19 protein-coding genes and 1 tRNA gene are annotated in these 18,310 nt (G+C 66.8%); 14 read left to right on the top strand and 6 right to left on the bottom strand.

Annotated elements, in window-relative coordinates:
* Positions 1-32 precede the first annotated feature (32 nt).
* The gene (locus tag E3O18_RS04945) at positions 33-785 is read left to right on the top strand and encodes a phosphoglyceromutase (protein ID WP_104100149.1); all 753 of its coding nucleotides are present in this window, start codon (positions 33-35) and stop codon (positions 783-785) included.
* 86 nt (positions 786-871) lie between these two features.
* Here E3O18_RS04945 and phoU read toward each other — a convergent pair whose 3' ends face one another.
* On the bottom strand, positions 872-1,528 hold the full coding sequence (phoU, locus tag E3O18_RS04940; RefSeq protein WP_134395038.1) for a phosphate signaling complex protein PhoU: 657 nt from the start codon (positions 1,526-1,528) through the stop codon (positions 872-874).
* Between the two features lie 180 nt (positions 1,529-1,708).
* Here phoU and E3O18_RS04935 point away from each other — a divergent pair, with 180 nt between their 5' ends.
* Complete coding sequence (locus E3O18_RS04935) at positions 1,709-2,863, top strand: ATP-binding protein (RefSeq protein ID WP_134395037.1); 1,155 nt, start codon at positions 1,709-1,711, stop codon at positions 2,861-2,863.
* Positions 2,860-3,540 carry a response regulator transcription factor gene (locus tag E3O18_RS04930; protein ID WP_104100146.1) on the top strand — a complete coding sequence of 227 codons (681 nt, stop codon included), beginning with the start codon at positions 2,860-2,862 and terminating at the stop codon, positions 3,538-3,540. Before E3O18_RS04935 ends, E3O18_RS04930 begins: the two co-directional genes overlap by 4 nt.
* A 69-nt stretch (positions 3,541-3,609) precedes the next feature.
* On the opposite strand, the gene E3O18_RS04925 is transcribed toward E3O18_RS04930, so the two are convergent.
* On the bottom strand, positions 3,610-4,086 hold the full coding sequence (locus E3O18_RS04925) for a hypothetical protein (protein ID WP_134395036.1): 477 nt from the start codon (positions 4,084-4,086) through the stop codon (positions 3,610-3,612).
* 165 nt (positions 4,087-4,251) lie between these two features.
* Here E3O18_RS04925 and E3O18_RS04920 point away from each other — a divergent pair, with 165 nt between their 5' ends.
* From E3O18_RS04920 to rlmB, 4 genes are all read left to right on the top strand, one after another.
* On the top strand, positions 4,252-4,734 hold the full coding sequence (locus E3O18_RS04920; RefSeq protein WP_104100144.1) for a CarD family transcriptional regulator: 483 nt from the start codon (positions 4,252-4,254) through the stop codon (positions 4,732-4,734).
* A 216-nt stretch (positions 4,735-4,950) separates the two neighbouring features.
* Positions 4,951-6,189 (top strand): 2-C-methyl-D-erythritol 4-phosphate cytidylyltransferase, encoded by a 1,239-nt coding sequence (gene ispD, locus E3O18_RS04915; RefSeq protein ID WP_134395035.1) that lies wholly within the window; start codon positions 4,951-4,953, stop codon positions 6,187-6,189.
* Positions 6,186-7,601, top strand: coding sequence for a cysteine--tRNA ligase (gene cysS / locus E3O18_RS04910; RefSeq protein WP_134395034.1), 1,416 nt, complete (start codon positions 6,186-6,188; stop codon positions 7,599-7,601). The genes ispD and cysS overlap by 4 nt, the downstream gene beginning before the upstream one ends.
* Positions 7,601-8,713 carry a 23S rRNA (guanosine(2251)-2'-O)-methyltransferase RlmB gene (rlmB, locus tag E3O18_RS04905; protein WP_134395033.1) on the top strand — a complete coding sequence of 371 codons (1,113 nt, stop codon included), beginning with the start codon at positions 7,601-7,603 and terminating at the stop codon, positions 8,711-8,713. Before cysS ends, rlmB begins: the two co-directional genes overlap by 1 nt.
* Before the next feature lie 121 nt (positions 8,714-8,834).
* Here rlmB and E3O18_RS04900 read toward each other — a convergent pair whose 3' ends face one another.
* Together E3O18_RS04900 and ugpC are read right to left on the bottom strand one after the other, a co-directional pair.
* A complete protein-coding gene (locus E3O18_RS04900; protein WP_134395032.1) occupies positions 8,835-10,163 on the bottom strand; it encodes a DUF4032 domain-containing protein in 1,329 nt (442 codons plus the stop codon).
* A 93-nt stretch (positions 10,164-10,256) separates the two neighbouring features.
* Positions 10,257-11,354, bottom strand: coding sequence for a sn-glycerol-3-phosphate ABC transporter ATP-binding protein UgpC (gene ugpC / locus E3O18_RS04895; protein ID WP_134395031.1), 1,098 nt, complete (start codon positions 11,352-11,354; stop codon positions 10,257-10,259).
* Positions 11,355-11,606: 252 nt separating this feature from the next.
* On the opposite strand from ugpC, the gene E3O18_RS04890 reads away from it, so the two are divergent.
* Both E3O18_RS04890 and E3O18_RS04885 read left to right on the top strand, forming a co-directional pair.
* Positions 11,607-12,521, top strand: coding sequence for a thioredoxin domain-containing protein (locus E3O18_RS04890; protein ID WP_134395030.1), 915 nt, complete (start codon positions 11,607-11,609; stop codon positions 12,519-12,521).
* A 73-nt stretch (positions 12,522-12,594) separates the two neighbouring features.
* Positions 12,595-12,667 (top strand) — tRNA-Thr (locus tag E3O18_RS04885).
* Positions 12,668-12,683: 16 nt separating this feature from the next.
* Here E3O18_RS04885 and E3O18_RS04880 read toward each other — a convergent pair.
* Positions 12,684-13,262 carry a nitroreductase family protein gene (locus E3O18_RS04880; RefSeq protein WP_134395029.1) on the bottom strand — a complete coding sequence of 193 codons (579 nt, stop codon included), beginning with the start codon at positions 13,260-13,262 and terminating at the stop codon, positions 12,684-12,686.
* 3 nt (positions 13,263-13,265) lie between these two features.
* The gene (msrB, locus tag E3O18_RS04875) at positions 13,266-13,667 is read right to left on the bottom strand and encodes a peptide-methionine (R)-S-oxide reductase MsrB (RefSeq protein WP_104100136.1); all 402 of its coding nucleotides are present in this window, start codon (positions 13,665-13,667) and stop codon (positions 13,266-13,268) included.
* 191 nt (positions 13,668-13,858) lie between these two features.
* Between msrB and E3O18_RS04870 the strand changes: the two genes are divergently transcribed.
* From E3O18_RS04870 to groL, 5 genes are all read left to right on the top strand, one after another.
* Positions 13,859-14,170, top strand: coding sequence for a DUF3263 domain-containing protein (locus tag E3O18_RS04870; protein ID WP_134417635.1), 312 nt, complete (start codon positions 13,859-13,861; stop codon positions 14,168-14,170).
* Positions 14,171-14,233: 63 nt separating this feature from the next.
* Entirely contained in the window at positions 14,234-14,830 is a 597-nt protein-coding gene (locus tag E3O18_RS04865) for a LytR C-terminal domain-containing protein (protein ID WP_134417634.1), read from the top strand.
* Positions 14,831-15,040: 210 nt separating this feature from the next.
* Complete coding sequence (locus E3O18_RS04860) at positions 15,041-15,244, top strand: cold-shock protein (protein WP_104100133.1); 204 nt, start codon at positions 15,041-15,043, stop codon at positions 15,242-15,244.
* Positions 15,245-15,334: 90 nt separating this feature from the next.
* Positions 15,335-16,414: a DUF3048 domain-containing protein gene (locus tag E3O18_RS04855; protein WP_134417632.1), complete on the top strand. Its 1,080-nt coding sequence runs from the start codon at positions 15,335-15,337 to the stop codon at positions 16,412-16,414.
* Between the two features lie 155 nt (positions 16,415-16,569).
* Positions 16,570-18,189, top strand: a complete 1,620-nt coding sequence (groL, locus tag E3O18_RS04850) for a chaperonin GroEL (protein ID WP_104100131.1) — start codon at positions 16,570-16,572, stop codon at positions 18,187-18,189.
* Positions 18,190-18,310 lie beyond the last annotated feature (121 nt).

Below are 18,310 nucleotides of genomic sequence, written 5' to 3'. Positions count from 1 at the left end.
GGCGCGCTCGCCACGTCGGTAGAGTTGGACGCATGTCAGATGCATACAATCTCATCCTTCTCCGTCACGGCCAAAGCCTATGGAATCAGGAAAACCTTTTCACCGGCTGGGTGGATGTCAGGCTGAGCGAGCAGGGCGCGGGCGAAGCAAAGCGCGCCGGCGAGCTTCTCGCCGAGTCGGGCCTGCTGCCCGACATCCTGCACACCTCATTACTTACCCGCGCCATCCAGACCGCGAACATCGCTCTGGAAGAGGCAGACCGGCTGTGGATCGACGTCAAGCGCTCCTGGCGGCTCAACGAGCGCCACTACGGCGCCCTGCAGGGCCTCGACAAGGCGGAGACCCTCGCCAAGTTCGGGCCCGAGCAGTTCCAGCTGTGGCGCCGCTCCTTCGACGTTCCGCCGCCCGTGCTGGCCGACGATTCCCGCTGGTCTCAGGCGCACGACCCGCGTTACGCGGCGCTCGGCGACGACCTGCCCCGCACCGAGTGCCTCAGCGACGTCGTCGACCGGATGCTGCCCTACTGGGAATCCGACATCACCCCCGACCTGCGTGCGGGCAAGACGGTTCTCGTCACCGCCCACGGCAACTCGCTGCGTGCGCTGGTCAAGCACCTTGATGGCATCAGCGACGCGGACATCGCCGAGCTGAACATCCCCACCGGCATCCCGCTGGTCTACCGCCTCGGCGCGGACATGATGCCGCTGGGCCCCGGCCGTTACCTGGACCCCGAGGCTGCCGCCGCCGGTGCCGCCGCCGTTGCGGCCCAGGGAAACAAGAAGTAGCGTCCAACCCACCAGGAACGAGAAAGCCCCGGAAGCGACTGCTTCCGGGGCTTTCTCGTTCCTCATGAGGCCGGAACGCCTGGACTCTAGGCGCTCGTGTTCTGCTGCCAGGCGCCGGTGCCGAGGTACTGCACCTTCTTCGCGATCGAGACCGCGTGGTCGGCGAAGCGCTCATGGTAGCGGCTGGCGAGGGTGGAGTCGACCGTATCGGCCGCCTGGCCCTTCCAGGTCGCCCCGAGCACGGCGTCGAACACGCTGAGGTGCAGCGCGTCGACCTTGTCGTCTTCGTTGCGGATGGTTTCGGCCAGCTTCATGTCCTCATTGGTCAGAAGCGCGGTGAGCATGTGCGCGATCGCCGTGACGAGCGTGCCCATCTCGGCGAAGGTGGCGCGCAGGCTTTTCGGCACGACCTTGTCGGGGAACCGATAACGGGCCAGCTGGGCGATGTGCGTGGACAGATCGCCCATCCGTTCGAGCGACGCACTGATGCGCAGGGCGCTGACGACGATGCGCAGGTCGCGTGCGACCGGCTGCTGGCGGGCCAGGATCGTGATGGCCAGCTCGTCGAGTTCGATGGTCAGCTCGTCGATCTTCTCGTCTTCGGAAATCGCTTCCTCCGCCAGACCGACGTCGGACTCGTTGAAGGCGCGCGTCGCCTTGTCGATGGAGATCGCCACGAGTCGGGAGATCTCGACAAGGCGATCCTGCACTTCGGCGAGTTCCTGCTGGAATACTTCACGCATGGTGTGTGGTCCTTCCTGGGCGCGCGTAACACGCAGACACGTGAGACCCACCTGGCCCCACCGAATCATGGGGGAGGGAGGTTAACGGCAGGTGCCGTGGTCTTGAACTCTACCTAAAGTAGCTTGCGCGCCGGGACGGCCCTGTCACCCACCCGGAATAAACGTCAGTATTCTGGATGAATGGAATCGACAGGGCTTGTGCTTCTGGCGCTGGCCCTCGGCCTGACTGTCGGGGCCGGTTTCATGACGCTGCTGCACGTGGCCGAGCGCCACGGTCGGCGCGCCGCCGAGGTCGTGAACCCGGCCGTCCCCGACGGAATCGACCAGGTGCTCGACGCGCTGGAGACGGCCGGTGCCGTCGTCGACCCGTCCAACAACGTGATCAAGGCATCCCAGGCCGCGGTGTCGATGGGACTGGTCTGGAATCGGCAGATGGTGCACTCCGAGCTCCTGGACCTGATCAGCCAGGTGCGCCGTTCCGGCGAGCCGATCTCGGAAAACCTCGTCCTCTCCCGCGGGCCCTTCGGTGATGCCAGCATGCGGGTGCGGGTGCGGTTGGCCCGGCTGGGAACACGGTACGTCCTGGTGCTGGCGGAGGACCGCACCGAGGCTTTCCGGCTCGACGAGGTGCGCCGGGACTTCGTCGCCAACATCAGCCATGAGTTGAAGACCCCCATCGCCGCCGTGGGGCTGCTGGCCGAGGCGCTCACCCAGGCGGCGGACGAGCCGGCGCAGGTGCGCCGCTTCGCGAACCGCCTCACCACTGAGTCCGGTCGCCTCAGCCGCCTGACCCAGGAGATCATCGAATTGTCCCGCCTGCAGGCGCAGGATTCCCTAACCGAGCCCGAGATCGTCAACGTCGACGTCATCGTGGCCACGGCGGTGGACCAGAGCCGGGTCCCCGCGGAGGCGGACCGGATCACGATCGCCCTCGGCAAGAAATCGGGGGCCGAGGTGAGCGGCGACGAGCGGCTCCTCGTGATGGCCGTGCACAATCTCGTGGCCAACGCCGTGAACTACTCAGCAGAGGGTTCCCGCGTCGGGGTCGGGGTGCGCAAGAACGCCGGAGTCGTCGAGATCAGCGTCACCGACCAGGGCGTGGGTATTGAGGAAGCCGATCTTGATCGGATCTTCGAACGCTTCTTCCGGGTCGACCAGGCCCGGTCGCGGCACACCGGCGGTACGGGCCTCGGCCTCGCGATTGTCAAGCACATCGTTCAGATCCACGGCGGCGACATCCGCGTCTGGTCGCAGCCGGGCAGCGGTTCGACCTTCACCATCCGCCTCCCGGAGGCGCCGCACCCCGCTTCGGCGGCGATAGGAGACACCCCATGACCCACATCCTTCTGGTCGAAGACGAGAGCGCGCTCAGTGAGCCGCTGAGCTTCCTGCTCGAGCGGGAGGGGTACGAGGTCACCGTCGCCGAGGATGGTCCGAGCGCCATCAGCGAGTTCGACCGCACCGGCGCAGACCTGATTCTGCTCGACCTCATGCTCCCCGGCATCCCGGGCACGGAGGTGTGCCGGGAGATTCGCACGCGGTCGTCCGTGCCGATCATCATGCTGACCGCCAAGGACTCCGAGGTGGACATCGTGGTCGGGCTCGAGCTCGGCGCCGACGACTACGTCACCAAGCCGTATTCGACCCGGGAACTGCTCGCCCGCATCCGTGCCGTTTCCCGGCGCCGCACCGACGAGGTCGGGGAGGACCTGAGCCTGCTGTCGGCGGGCACCGTGCGGATGGACACCGAGCGGCACACCGTGACAGTGTCCGGCGAGATCGTGAACCTGCCGCTGAAGGAATTCGAGCTGCTGGAGTTCCTGCTCCGCAACGCCGGCCGGGTGCTCACCCGAGGTCAGCTGATCGACCGGGTCTGGGGCAGCGACTACTTCGGGGATACCAAGACCCTGGACGTGCACATCAAGCGGATCCGGTCGCGGATCGAAGCCGCCCCCTCGGATCCGACCATGCTGGTCACCGTGCGCGGCCTGGGCTACCGCTTCGACGCCTGAGGCCGGGCGCGACAAGCACGCCCGCGCGGAAATGCGTCCCGCGATCCGGAGCGGCCGGTCGGCCTCGCCCTACGGGGCGGAGGTCGGCAGCAGGGTCGAGTACTCCTCGAGCGAGCCGTCGAGTACCGGGACGAGAACCTCGACGCCGGTCTCGTTGCCGTACTGGAAAAAGACGGGGAACAGCGACCCGGGCGCGACGTCGGCCGTGACGGTGACGGTCGGGGAATCCGGTGTGCCGAACGTGACGCTGGAGTTCGCGTCCACGTTCACCTCCTGGGTGAACTTCTCGGTGCCATCGTCGTACTGCACGTTCAGGCTGTGTGCCGAATCGCCCGAGTTGACGACGGTGACCACGAGGTTGGCGATGTTGCCGTCGTCCGACAGGAGCATGGCGTTGCGGATGGCGAGGTCGCCGACATTGCCGCTGACTCCGTCGCTTGCGTCGTATTTCGCGGTCGTCGACTGCGGTGCCAGCAGATTGCAGCCGCTGGTCCCCAGAAGGATGCCGGCCGCCACAACGACGGACACGATGATACGAGCTTTCACAACGCCTCCAACAGATCACCGTTCCGCCTGACGGCCAAACGCTGCACATTAAGCTTTCCCCTTCAGCCTACCGGCTCCCGTCGGGCTGAGCCGCGCGCGCCCGGGCGCGGCGCACCCTACCACTGGCCGCTGTGGTATCCTCGACGTTGCTGAAGGGATATTCATATGCTGTTTGAGGTTGGCGAAACTGTCGTTTATCCCCACCATGGTGCTGCGACGATCACCGAGGTGAAGACGCGCATGGTCAAGGGTGAAGAGAAACTGTACCTGAAGCTGAATGTCACCCAGGGCGATCTGACCATCGAGGTGCCCGCCGAGAACGTCGACCTGGTCGGCGTTCGCGATGTGATCGGTCAAGAGGGTCTCGACAAGGTGTTCGAGGTGCTGCGCGCTCCCTTCACCGAAGAGCCCACCAACTGGTCGCGCCGGTACAAGGCCAACCTGGAAAAGCTCGCATCCGGCGACGTCATCAAGGTGTCGGAGGTCGTTCGTGATCTGTGGCGCCGCGATCAGGACCGGGGCCTCTCCGCCGGCGAGAAGCGGATGCTGGCCAAGGCCCGTCAGATTCTTATCTCAGAGCTGGCACTGGCGGAGAAGACCGACGAAGAGAAGGCCTCCACGGTCCTCGACGAGGTCCTGGCGTCCTAACCGGCATAGCCGGATCGGCAGAATCAGAACCGACGTAACCAGACTTGCTTTCGAGGGAAGGCGGCGCCGCGAGGTGCCGCCTTTCGTATTTCGTGCCTCTGACGCCCGCGCCGACGCGGTCTCATGCCGCAGTTCTTCCCGCACCACTTCCCGCACCGCTTCGTACTCACCGTCTCGCGTCTATTCGTCGCCGACCTCACCAGATAGCCTCCAGATATGACTGAAACCCCCGCGCCCCAGGTCGCAGTCATCGTCGTCGCCGCCGGGAGTGGCAGCCGGCTCGGGCACGCCGAGCCGAAGGCGTTCGTCTCGCTGGCCGGACGCACCCTGCTCGAACGCGCGCTTGCCTCTGTGTTCGCGATGCGGGACCCGGTGCAGGTCATCGTCGTCGCGCCCGACACCCACCTGGCCCACGCTCGCCGGGTCGCCTCGAGGGCGGGCGGGGCAGCATCCGTCGACGTGGTGGCCGGCGGCGCCACGCGACAGGAATCGGTGAACCGCGGCCTGGCCGCGGTGCACCCCGGCGTGCGCACCGTCCTGGTTCACGACGCCGCGCGCGCCCTCACGCCCGCCGCGCTCTGCGACGCCGTCGTCGACGCGGTGCAGTCCACCGGTCACGGCATCGTTCCCGGCCTGGCCGTGGTCGACACCATCAAAAACATCTCCGCTGCCGGCGAGATCCTGGGCACGGTGGACCGCGCCGCACTCTCGGCCGTGCAGACCCCGCAGGGCTTCCCGAGGGAGATGCTCGCCGCCGCGGCCGCCGCGGCATCCGCCGGCTCGTCGCTCGCGGCAACCGATGACGCGGGCGTGGTGGCCGCCGCCGGCTACCCGGTCAGCGTGATCGCCGGGGACCCCCTCGCCTTCAAGATCACAACCCCGTGGGACCTGGGCCGGGCCGAGGCCCTGCTCGGCGGACGCATGCCGGCCCACTCCGCGCCCCGCACCGACACCGCGCCCCGCGTGGGCACCGGGCTCGATGTGCACGCCTTCGACGACGACTCCGAACTGTGGCTCGCCGGCCTGCACTGGCCGGGGGAGCGCGGACTGTCCGGGCACAGCGATGGCGATGCCGCCGTGCACGCCATCTGCGACGCCCTGCTCTCCGCCGCCGGGCTGGGCGATCTCGGTGGTGTCTTCGGCACATCCGATCCGCGCCTCGTCGACGCCCACGGCGACGTATTCCTCGGCGAGACCCTGCGCCTGCTGGCGGCCGCCGGGTTCAGGGTCGGCAACGTCACGGTGCAGATCATCGGCAACCGGCCCAAACTCAGCACGCGCCGGGCGGAGGCGGAGGCGCTGCTCGGATCGCTGCTGAAGGCGCCGGTCGCCGTGTCGGCGACCACGACGGATGCCCTGGGCTTCACCGGTCGCGGCGAGGGCCTCGCCGCCATCGCGACGGCGCTCATTCTCCCCGACCCCCCGGCAGACCCTGACCTAAGCTGGGAAGCGTGACCATGCGACTCTACGATTCCAGGGCCCAGGCCCTCCGCGACTTCATACCCCTCACGCCCGGCGCGGTGGGTATCTACGTTTGTGGACCCACCGTGCAGTCCTCGCCCCACATCGGCCACCTGCGCAGCGCCCTCGTCTACGACCAGCTGCGCCGCTGGCTCACCTACCGCGGCTTCGACGTGACCTTCGTGCGCAACGTGACCGACATCGACGACAAAATTCTGGCCCACGCGGTCGGGGGCGCCGAGCAGTGGTGGGCGCTCGCCTACCGCTACGAGCTGGAGTTCACCGCCGGCTACCAGCGGCTGGGCATCCTCGCCCCCAGCTACGAACCCAGGGCGACCGCCAGCATCCAGCAGATGCAAGACCTGATCACCCGACTGATCCAACTCGGGCACGCCTACCCGGCCGATGACGCCTCCAGCGACGTCTACTTCGACACGGCGAGCTGGCCCGACTACGGTGACCTCACCCGCCAGCGGCATGGCGACATGGAACCGGCAGCGGATGCCGACCTGCGCGGCAAGAACGACCCACGCGACTTCGCCCTGTGGAAGGGTCGCAAAGCCGATGAACCGGAGTCTGCCTCCTGGCCGTCCCCGTGGGGAGCCGGCCGTCCCGGCTGGCACATCGAGTGCTCGGCCATGGCGTCCCGCTACCTCGGCTCCCACTTCGACATCCACGGCGGCGGGCTCGACCTGCGCTTCCCACACCATGAGAACGAGCTGGCCCAGTCCGCCGCCGCCGGCGACGGCTTCGCGAGCTACTGGGTGCACAACGGTCTCGTCAACGTGAACGGGCAGAAGATGTCCAAGTCGCTGGGCAACTCGGTCTTCGCGACGGAGCTGCTCGACCAGGCGCGCGCCATCGTCGTGCGCTACTACCTGGGGGCGGCCCACTACCGTTCCACCATCGACTACCACGAGGGTTCCCTCGTGGAGGCCGAAGCGGCCCTCGAAAGAATCGAGAGCTTCCTCGACCGCGCCGACCGCCGCCTGGCGGACACCCGCTTCGCCGGATCCGGCGTCGAGATCGTCCCGGACGAATTCGCGTCCGCCATGGACGACGACCTGGCCGTGCCTCAGGCTCTGGCGGTGTTGCACGACACCGTGCGTACCGGCAACGCGGCGCTGGACGCCGAAGATCTGCACGCGGCCGCCGCCGCGCGTGGTCACGTGCTCGCCATGAGTGAGGTTCTCGGCATCAACCCGCTCTCACCGGGCTGGTCCGTGGCCACGGACGAACCGGCCATGATCGCACTCACCGCCCTCGTCGAGCGCCTGCTCGACGATCGCGAAATCGCAAGGCAGGGCCGCGACTATGCGGCCGCAGACCGTATCCGGGACGAGCTCGTCGCCGCCGGAATTACCATCGAAGACACCCCCTCGGGTGCCCATTGGAGTTTTGACTGATGAAGAACACAGACCGTAAGTCCCGCACCGGGGCCGTGCGCAAGGGCAGCCGGGGACCACAGGTCGGTTCCGGCGGCCAGGGACGCCAGGCGCTCGAGGGCAAGAAGCCCACGCCCAAAGCGGAAGACCGCCCCTACCACCCCGCCGGCAAACGCAAGCTCGCCCAGGACCGCTTCGTCGCGGCCGGCGGCGGCCGCAGCCGCGGCTCCGCTGGTCCCAAGAGCGCGCCGCGCAGCGCCACCACCGGCAACACCGGCGGCGGCGGAGCGTCCACCCGCCGGGCCAAGCAGATCGACGAGCATGAGGTTGTGACCGGGCGCAACTCCGTACTGGAGGCGCTGCGGGCGAAGATCCCCGCCACGGCCCTGTACATCGCCACGCGCATTGAAATGGACGAACGGGTGAAGGAGGTCCTCACCCTCGCGACGACCCGCGGCATCCCCGTCCTCGAGGTCATGCGCCCGGAGCTCGACCGCTTGGCGGGCCGGGACTCGGTGCACCAGGGTCTCGCGCTCAAAGTGCCGGCCTACGAGTACGCCCAGCCCCTCGAGCTGCTGGAACTGACGATCAGCCGCGGCCACAAGCCGCTCTTCGTCGCCCTCGACGGCATCACCGACCCCCGCAACCTCGGCGCCATCATCCGCTCGACGGCCGCGTTCGGCGGACACGGCGTGATCGTGCCGCAGCGTCGGTCCGTCGGCGTGACCGCGTCGGCGTGGAAGACGTCGGCCGGAGCCGCTGCCCGACTTCCCGTCGCCATGGCCACCAACCTGACCCAGTCGCTCAAGGCGCTCAAGGAGCGCGGCGTGCTCGTCATCGGACTCGCCGGCGACGGCGACACCCAGCTGCCCGAGCTCGGCATCGGTTTCGCCGAGCGCCCCATCGTGATCGTGGTCGGCAGCGAGGGCAAGGGGCTGTCCCGCCTCGTCACCGAGACCTGCGACGCGATTGTGTCGATCCCGATCAGCGCCTCGACCGAATCCCTCAACGCGGGGATCGCGGCCGGCGTGACACTGTACGAGGTCTCCCGACTGCGCGCGGCCGCCAAGGCCGCCAAGGTCGCGAAGCAGGTAGCCGCCGCGACGGCGGCAGCCGCCTCCGCAGCCTCTTAACCCGATCCGCCGGGCGCCCGCCCGGTAGGCCGAACCGCGAGAAAAGCCTCCTAATCCCACAATCGGCGGGCTTTTCTCACGGTTCGGCGGGCTACACGGACCCGGCGGCACGCCGGTCGGATCAGACCTTGAGGCGCCAGTCGGCCTCGTCGTCGGCGGCCGACTCGGCCGCGTCCGCCAGGGCGGCGGTCTCATCGTCGGTCACGTCGATCGGGATCGTGATCTCGCCGGTGGCCGGCTCGATCACGGTGGCCTCGTCGCGGCGGTGCCGGAGCACGTCCTTGACGTAGGAGGTGACGGCCTCGGCCAGCGGGATATCCCTGGACTGGTTCTGGGCCATGAACCAGCGGTGGTCGAGCAGCTGGTGGAAGACCTCGGCCGGCTCCAGCTTGCCCTTGAGATCGCGGGGAATGGCCCGGATGACGGGTTCGAAGACGCGCACCAGCCACTCGTGCGCCAGCATCTCCTCGTCGGCCTCCGGGTCGCCGTAGGAGACCCGGTAGGAGTCGAGGTCGTTGAGCAGGCGCCGGGCCTGGTTCTCCTCGGCGTCGAGCCCGGTCAGCCTCAGCAGGCGCCGCTGGTGGTGGCCGGCGTCGACGACCTTCGGCTGGATGCGCACGGTCGTACCCGTGTTGTCCGTCTTGATGGCCAGTTCCTCGATGTCGAACCCGAGGTCGTTGAGGCGTTCGACGCGTTCCGTGATGCGCCAGCGCTCGGAGCTGGAGAAGGATTCCGACCCGGTGAGCTCTTTCCAGAGCAGCCGGTAGGCGGCCACGATCCCATTGCTGACCCGGATGGGGTCCAGCTCGTCGGCCGCCCGGCCGCCGGCCTCGAGGTCCATGAGCTCACCGGCGATGTTGACGCGCGCGATCTCCAGGTCGTTTTCGCGCTGGCCGTTGGAGAGCCCGCCGGGATAGAGCTGCCCGGTCTCCGCGTCGACCAGGTAGGCGGCGAACGCGCCGGCGTCACGGCGGAAGAGGGTGTTGGACAGCGACACATCGCCCCAGAAGAGGCCGGCCATGTGCACGCGTACCAGCAGCAGGGCCAGGGCGTCGACCAGCCGGGTGGCGGTGTCGGGCCGCAGGGTCTGCGAGTAGAGCGCGCGGTAGGGGAGCGAGAACTTGAGGTGCCGGGTGACGAGCACCGAGTTCAGCGGCTCGGCGTCGTCATCGGTGCGGTTCGTGATCACGGCGAGCGGCTCGACGCAGGGAATTTCCAGGCCCTGCAGGGTACGGAGCATCTCGTACTCGCGCTTGGCCATCTCGCTGGTGGTCTCCTTGATGGCGACGACACGGCCGCTCAAATGAGCGAAGCGCACGAGGTGGCGCGAGATGCCTTTGGGCAACGCTGCGATGTTCTCGTTCGGCCAGGCGTCCAGCGGGAGGTGCCAGGGAAGGTCAAGTAGGGCTGGATCGGCAGTGGCCGATGTGATGTTGAGTGAACCGCTCATCCGTCGAGTTTACCGGTGTGCTCCACAGTCGGGGAACGACAAAACGGCCGGATGGATCATGCTCCATCCGGCCGTTCGTTGACGAGCGGGTGCCTAGTCGGCGACTGCTCCACCGAGGCGCAGGCCGGTCTCGGCGTCGAACACGTGCATGTGGTGCGGCGTCGGGGTGAGGTAAACGGTGTCGCCGGCGGACGGGTGCGAACGACCATCGACGCGAGCGACGATATCGGTGCGCTTGCCCTCGACCGTGGAGTGGCCGTAGAGGTAACCGTCGGCACCAAGCTCCTCGACCAGGTCGACGGCAACTTCGAGGCCCTCGCCATGCGTGGTGGACAGGTGGATGTCCTCGGGGCGAACGCCGATCGTGACCTTCGTGCCGGTGGAGCCGGCCAGGGTCTCGCGGGGCACGGGAATCGTGGCGGTGCCGAACCTGACGCCGCCGTCGACGGTGTCGGCCAGGAACAGGTTCATGGCCGGGCTGCCGATGAAGCCGGCAACGAAGACGTTGTTCGGCTTCGAATACAGGTCGCGAGGCGTGCCGACCTGCTGGAGCACGCCATCCTTGAGGACTGCGATGCGGTCGCCCATGGTGAGGGCTTCGGTCTGGTCGTGGGTCACGTAGACCGTCGTGACGCCGAGGCGGCGCTGGAGCGAAGCGATCTGGGTGCGGGTCTGCACGCGCAGCTTGGCGTCGAGGTTCGACAGAGGCTCGTCCATCAGGAACACCTGGGGCTGACGCACGATGGCCCGGCCCATGGCGACGCGCTGACGCTGGCCACCGGAGAGAGCTTTCGGCTTGCGGCTCAGGTACGGCTCGAGGTCGAGCAGCTTGGCGGCCTCGAGAACGCGGGCGGCGCGCTCATCCTTGTTGACTCCGGCGATCTTGAGCGCGAAGCCCATGTTCTCGGCGACCGTCATGTGGGGGTACAGAGCGTAGTTCTGGAAGACCATGGCGATGTCGCGGTCTTTCGGCGGGACATCCGTCACGTTGCGCTCACCGATGAAGATGTTGCCTTCGTTGACTTCTTCGAGGCCGGCGAGCATGCGCAGGGACGTGGACTTGCCGCAGCCGGACGGGCCGACCAGCACGAGAAACTCGCCGTCGGCAACCGACAGGTCGAGCTTGTCAACGGCGGGAATAGAGGAACCCGGATAGAGGCGGGTCGCCTTGTCGAACGTGACTGAAGCCATGGTTGATTTCTCCTTCACCGGCAGGTACGTGCCGGACGATCCGTTGTGATGGGTTACTACGCCTGCCACGCGTCATGTGCGACAGGTCAACTTCCCCAGTATGTCATGTCGGGGGATCGCGGCGACGGCGGGAATTCTGCGGCGGAGCCCGCCCGCAGGCCCCGTCTGGCCGTTTCCCAGAAAGGGGACCTACTATTTGGGAGGCATTCGCAAATGGCTTGCCTCTGCACTAACTACTCGGAGCGAGCATTCATGACTATTGGCGGATCGGGCGACGGCCGTCCTTCTAAGAATCAGCGACGTGACGCGGTGCGCACCAAGGCCAAGCGGATCCGCGAGGAGCAGAAGAAAAAGGACCGCCGTTACCGGGTCGCCCTGCGCGGCGGAATCGCCGCCGCCGGCGTCGCCATTGCCGCGGTCATCGCCGTGGTCATCATCAACTCGATTCCCCCCATCGGCCCCGGTCCGGCGAACATGGCCAGTGACGGCGTGCTGATCTCCGAGGGGATGACCCCGGTCACGACCTCCGCGCTCCAGCCCGAGGCCAAGCCGATACCGTCCAAGCCGGATGCGACCGGCACGGTGGCTGACATCCGCGTCTACGCCGACTACCTCTGCCCGTTCTGCAGCGAGTTTGAGGCCGCCAACAGTGACCAGATCAGCCAGTGGGTCACGTCGGGTGCCGCGACCGTGGAGATCCACCCGGTTTCGATCCTGACCCACAAGTCCTCCGGCACGAAATACTCGCTTCGGGCTGCAAACGCCGCCGCATGTGTGGCCAATTACGCCCCCGCAAACTTCTACGACTTCAACGCCATCCTGTTCCAGGAACAGCCCAAGGAGGGCACCGCCGGTCACGACGACGCGGCCATCAAGGGCCTCGTGAAGGACGCCGGCGTGAGCGACCGGGTGTCGCAGATCAACGAGTGCATTGACGACACGACCTTCAAATCGTGGGTCATCGCATCCACGGACCGGGCTCTGTCCGGTCCGTTGCCGAACACCGAGGTCGAGGCCATCACCGGCACACCCACCGTGCTCGTCAACGGAAAGCAGTACGTCGGCGCACTCGACGACCCGAGGGAGTTCGCCGCCTTCGTGCTACAGGCGGCCGGCGCGACCTACTCCACTTCGACGCCAACCCCCGAGCCGGCACCGGCCGGGTAGGCGCCCCGCTTTGATGGCGGCGCAGCACGGGTTCGTCATTTAGGATGGTGAGTCGAGGCGTCGATCGCCTCATGCCGGCCTGGCGCAATTGGTAGCGCACCACTCTTGTAAAGTGGGGGTTACGGGTTCAAGTCCCGTGGCCGGCCCTCTACTTTCATCGCTTCAGATCGTGGTTTTCTCGGTGACGGTGTCCTCGAGGGCGCTGAGAAAATTTGTCGGATCGATCGGTGAGCGCACGCCCGGTTTTGCATCGGCCGGAATGCCCCCGACGTACAGCCAACCGAGCAATTCTTCCGCGGCCGCGAGGCCGTGGGCGTCGTTCACCGGCTGCGTGCGGGCCAGGGCGCCGGAACGCCACATGACGCCCCAACCCTGGGCGGCGAGGAGAAGGCTCAGCATGTGGGCGACACCCGCCGCGACGGCGTCCTGTTCCCAGACCGCCACCGTGTCGCTTTCGCGACGGCTCGCGACCACGGCGATCAGAAGTTCGGCGCGCAGCGGCTTAGCGGCGAGCCTGGCGGCTTCGGTGCCGTTCAGCCCGGCGGCCTCGACCATGGCCTCGCCCAGGCGACGCCGCGCGTCACCGCGCAACTCGATCAGCCGCCACGGGCGCAGAGCGCCATGGTCGGCGACACGGGCCGCGGCAGCCACCACAGGCAGCAGTTCCGCATGGCTCGGCACCTGCCCGGTGACCTTGGAGTGGGAGCGTCGATGACCGACCGTATCGAGGAGGTCGGACAACGCTTACTCGACCGGCTTGAAATTGAGCGAGATGGAGTTCATGCAGTACCGGTCGCCGGTGGGCGTTCCGAATCCGTCGTCGAAGACGTGGCCCAGGTGCGAGCCGCACTTCGCACAGCGCACCTCGGTGCGCACAACCCCGAGGGTTCGGTCTTCGAGGAGTTCAACGGCCTCGGGACGCACCGATTCGTAGAAGCTCGGCCAGCCGCAACCGGAGTCGAACTTCGTGCCGCTCTTGAACAGCTCGGCATTGCAAGCCCCGCAGGTGTAAATCCCGGAGCGGCCCTCATCGAGGAGCTCGCCGGCCCACGCCCGCTCGGTGGCGGCGCCGCGAAGTACGGCGTACTGCTCGGGGCTCAGCTCAGCGCGCCACTGCGCATCCGACTTCTCGACCTCGTAGTCCATGTTCCATTCCTTCCTGCTCGACCCCGGAGAGGCCGAAATCTGTCCGTACCAACACTAAACTCGCCAGACCGCGGCGGTATTCCTCGATCGGGAGGCAGGCAGGTTTTTCCACCGTGGACAGCACGGCACAACGGCCCAGCGAGTACGCAGGCATCGACAAATAGGATTGCAGAGATCGAGGGAGGTGGCACGTGGACGGAACTCCCGGTTCGTCGACTCCCGCGGAGCCTGCCTCGGACTCCTCCTCCCCGGCAGGCCTGTCCGCCCGCGACCGGTCGATCCTCGCCTTCGAGCGGCAGGGGTGGCAGCACGCCGGTGCCAAGGAACAGGCGATCCGGGCCGAGTTCGCCCTCTCGGCCGCCCGGTACTATCAACTACTGGGCGCTGTGATCGACTCGCCGCTGGCCCTGGCCCACGACCCGATGCTGGTGAAACGCCTGCAGCGGATGCGCGACGCCCGGTCGCAGGCGCGGGAGAGCCGGTCGCTACAGTCCACCGATTGACTCCCTGACCCGCACCCTGCCCGTGTCTCATCACCGCCCACTAAGGATCTGACCAGCCTCACGATGCCGAACTCCTACGCGAAAGACCGCTTCGACCACCTCCCGCATTCCCTGGAGCGGGTGGGGGCCCACCGCGCGCCCGGCAAGAAAGGGCGCGGCTGGGTTGCGGTGTGGTGGTCTCTCGGTGCAACCGTGCTGCTGGTCGGCAGCGGAGTCGTCGGCCTGGCCGTCCTGAACAACAACCTGAACTTCGAGTTGCCGGGCACCGCGACGAGTACTGACAGCGCGGCCGAGCCGAGCGCCACTCCGAGTGACACTCCGGCGTCGGCGTCGGCGTCGGAGTCGGTGCCGACGCCGGCCGCGACCGTGGACCCTGACTCGACCGTGACCGTTTTGAACGGGACCGCTGGTGAGGGGATCGCCCGGTCCGTTGGCGATGTCCTCGAGGCGGAGGGCTGGACGATCGAAGAGTTGGACAACGCGAGCACGGAGGATGTGCAGACCACGACGGTCTACTACGCCGACGCGGCCCTGGAGGGAGCGGCCCGCGGAGTCGCGGAGTCACTGCCCGGCTCGGAGGTGCTGCTCTCAAGCGATTTCGCCGATTCCGCGGCGGACCTGACCGTTGTCGTCGGCGCCGACTACGAGCCGGCCGAATAGCCGTCGCTTATACGTCGGGCGCTCGCGCGTCAACCCCCTTTCGTTCTTCCGGAGCTTCCGTAAATTGAGAAATGGTCCTTCATCGTGTTTGCCCGGGCGTTCTCGCAGGAGACGTATTCCATCGGGCGAATGCAATGGACGCAATCCCTGCGCCAGGCCCGGTACGGCCAACGGGCGCGTGTCGACGAATTCAGCAACAAGGAGTTACACATGGCGAACGGAACCGTCAAATGGTTCAACGCTGAAAAGGGTTTCGGCTTCATCACCGTCGATGGAGGTGGCCAGGACGTTTTCGTCCACTACTCGGCCATCGATATGCACGGCTACAAGGTTCTGGAAGAGGGACAACACGTCATCTTCGAACTGGGTACAGGGGCAAAGGGGCCCCAGGCAGAAGCGGTTCGTCCGATCTGATCCAGCGGGGGAGGCCCCAGCGGTCGACCGAAGGGTCGGGTCGCTCCGGGGTGAGTGTGCGCGGCAGTGCAGCCGCGTTAGGTTGGGGGCGTGACAGCGAAACTAGTGGTTCAAGCGCAGCGACGAAGTGCGGCACCGAGAATTCGGTCCATCCGGATGCTCGGGGTCGTCCTTCTGCCGGCACTTCTGCTGGTCTCGGCATGCGCCAGTGACGCGCCGAAGCCGTCGGCAAGCTCAACCGGCACTCCCTGGAACTCCACCTTCGAGTCGGCCGCAGACCCGGCGGTCGCCCCATTGCGCGGCACGAGTGTGCCGACCGGGAGCCTCCAGAACCCGGCCCTCTCGGTGAAGATCGACAACCACGAAGCGGCCAGGCCACAGATCTCTCTCGAGCGCGCCGACATCGTCTTTGAAGAACTGGTCGAGGGCGGGCTGACCCGTTATGTCGCGGTCTGGCATTCCGACGTGCCCGAACTCGTCGGGCCGGTGCGATCGATCCGACCCATGGACCCGGACATCATCGCGCCCTTCGGCGGGATCGCGGCTTATTCCGGCGGCCAACAGAAATTCATCGACCTGATGGACGCGACGGATGTCGTCAGCGCCGCCTTCGATACCGACGACACCGGTCTCTTCGCGCGTTCGGATGACCGGGAAGCCCCTCACAACGTCACCCTCCAGTCCTCAGCGCTCGTCGCGCGGAACGCCACCGTGCCGCCGCCGAACCAGCAATTTGCCTACTCCGCGACCGTGCAGGGATCGTCCGCGGCCGTCGACGGCGCCCCTGTCGCGGCGATCAACTCCACCTTCTCCACCGCCCGTTGGCCCGGCTGGACGTGGGATGCGGCCAGTGCTGCCTACCTGCGCTCGCAGGAGGGCGCCCCTGATCTCGACGCCACCGGTGAGCAGCTGCGGGCGACCAACGTCCTGGTCCTGCGGGTCGCGATCGACGGCACTTACGGGGATGTTCCCACGACGACAATGATCGGTTCGGGGGAAGCCTGGGTGTCGGCCGGCGGCAAGTCCGTGCATGCGGTCTGGTCCAAGGCCGACCAGACCGCCCCCATCCGTCTTGTCGATGACTTCGGCGTGACGATTCGGCTCGCCGCCGGTAACACCTGGATCGAGCTGGTGCCGTCGGACCGAGGCACGGTTGTGCTGGTCCCGTAGCCGTAGCCGTAGCCGTAGCCGTAGCCGTAGCAGCAGCACCCTGCCGTTCACTTGCACTCTCGACCCCAGAGTGCCAGAATCGACTTGGCACTCTCTCTGTTTGAGTGCCAACCCATCATCGTTTTGGTAACGTCCGGGAGGGACGAGAAACACATATGGCAAAGATCATTGCTTTCAACGAAGAGGCCCGTCGCGGCCTTGAGCGTGGCCTGAACATCCTCGCTGACACTGTCAAGGTCACCCTCGGCCCGCGCGGACGTAACGTGGTGCTGGAAAAGAAGTGGGGCGCCCCCACGATCACCAACGACGGCGTCTCCATCGCCAAGGAGATCGAACTCGACGACCCCTACGAGAAGATCGGTGCCGAGCTCGTCAAGGAGGTCGCCAAGAAGACCGATGACGTCGCGGGCGACGGAACCACCACCGCCACCGTCCTGGCTCAGGCGCTCGTTCGTGAGGGCCTGCGCAACGTCGCGGCCGGAGCAGACCCGATCAGCCTCAAGCGCGGCATCGAGAAGGCCACGGCTGCTGTCATCGCCGAGCTGATCGCCAACGCCAAAGAGGTCGAGACCAAGGAAGAGATCGCGGCCACCGCATCGATCTCCGCCGGCGACGCCGAAATCGGCGCGATCATCGCCGAGGCCATCGACAAGGTCGGCAAGGAGGGTGTTGTCACCGTCGAGGAGTCGAACACTCTCGGCACCGAGCTCGAGCTCACCGAGGGCATGCGCTTCGACAAGGGCTTCCTGTCCGCCTACTTCGTGACCGACCCCGACCGTCAGGAAGCGGTCTTCGAAGACCCCTACATCCTGATCGTTAACTCCAAGGTCTCCAACATCAAGGACCTGCTCCCCATCGTGGACAAGGTCATCCAGACCGGCAAGCAGCTCCTCATCATCGCCGAGGACGTCGACGGCGAGGCCCTGGCCACGCTCGTGGTGAACAAGATCCGCGGAATCTTCAAGTCGGTCGCCGTCAAGGCTCCCGGCTTCGGTGACCGTCGCAAGGCCCAGCTGCAGGACATCGCCATCCTCACCGGTGGACAGGTCATCAGCGAAGAGGTCGGTCTCAAGCTTGAGAACGTCACGCTTGACCTTCTCGGCAACGCGCGCAAGATCGTCATCACCAAGGACGAGACCACCATCGTCGAAGGCGCCGGAGACCCCGAAGCCATCGCCGGACGCGTCCAGCAGATCCGCAGCGAGATCGAAAACACCGACAGCGACTACGACCGCGAGAAGCTCCAGGAGCGTCTCGCCAAGCTCGCCGGCGGAGTCGCAGTCATCAAGGCCGGCGCCGCGACGGAGGTTGAGCTCAAGGAGCGCAAGCACCGCATCGAGGACGCCGTCCGCAACGCGAAGGCTGCCGTCGAAGAGGGCATCGTCGCCGGTGGTGGCGTTGCGCTGATCCAGGCCGGCAAGACCGCGTTCGAGAAGCTCGAGTTGGTCGGCGACGAGGCAACCGGAGCGAACATCGTCAAGGTTGCCATCGACGCTCCGCTCAAGCAGATCGCCCTCAACGCCGGCATGGAGCCGGGTGTTGTTGCCGACAAGGTGCGCAACCTGCCGATCGGTTGGGGCCTCAACGCCGCGACCGGTGAGTACGTCGACATGCTCGCCGCCGGAATCAATGACCCGGTGAAGGTCACCCGTTCCGCGCTGTTGAACGCAGCGTCGATCGCCGGACTGTTCCTCACCACCGAGGCCGTAGTCGCCGACAAGCCGGAGAAGAACGCTGCTCCGGCCGGCGACCAGGGCGGCGGAATGGACTTCTAGGTCCACACCGCTTCACCGCTTCACCGCTTCACAACACAGGGCGCCTCCTCCGGGAGGGGCCCTGTGTCGTTAATGCAGGCATCGTTAAAACGGCCGTCGTCAATACAGCGGACAATGCGCA

This window comes from Cryobacterium sp. TMT2-42-4 (genome assembly GCF_004402645.1).
In the GTDB taxonomy this organism is placed as follows: Bacteria; Actinomycetota; Actinomycetes; order Actinomycetales; family Microbacteriaceae; genus Cryobacterium; species Cryobacterium sandaracinum.
This window is presented reverse-complemented; position numbering and strand designations above follow the sequence as displayed.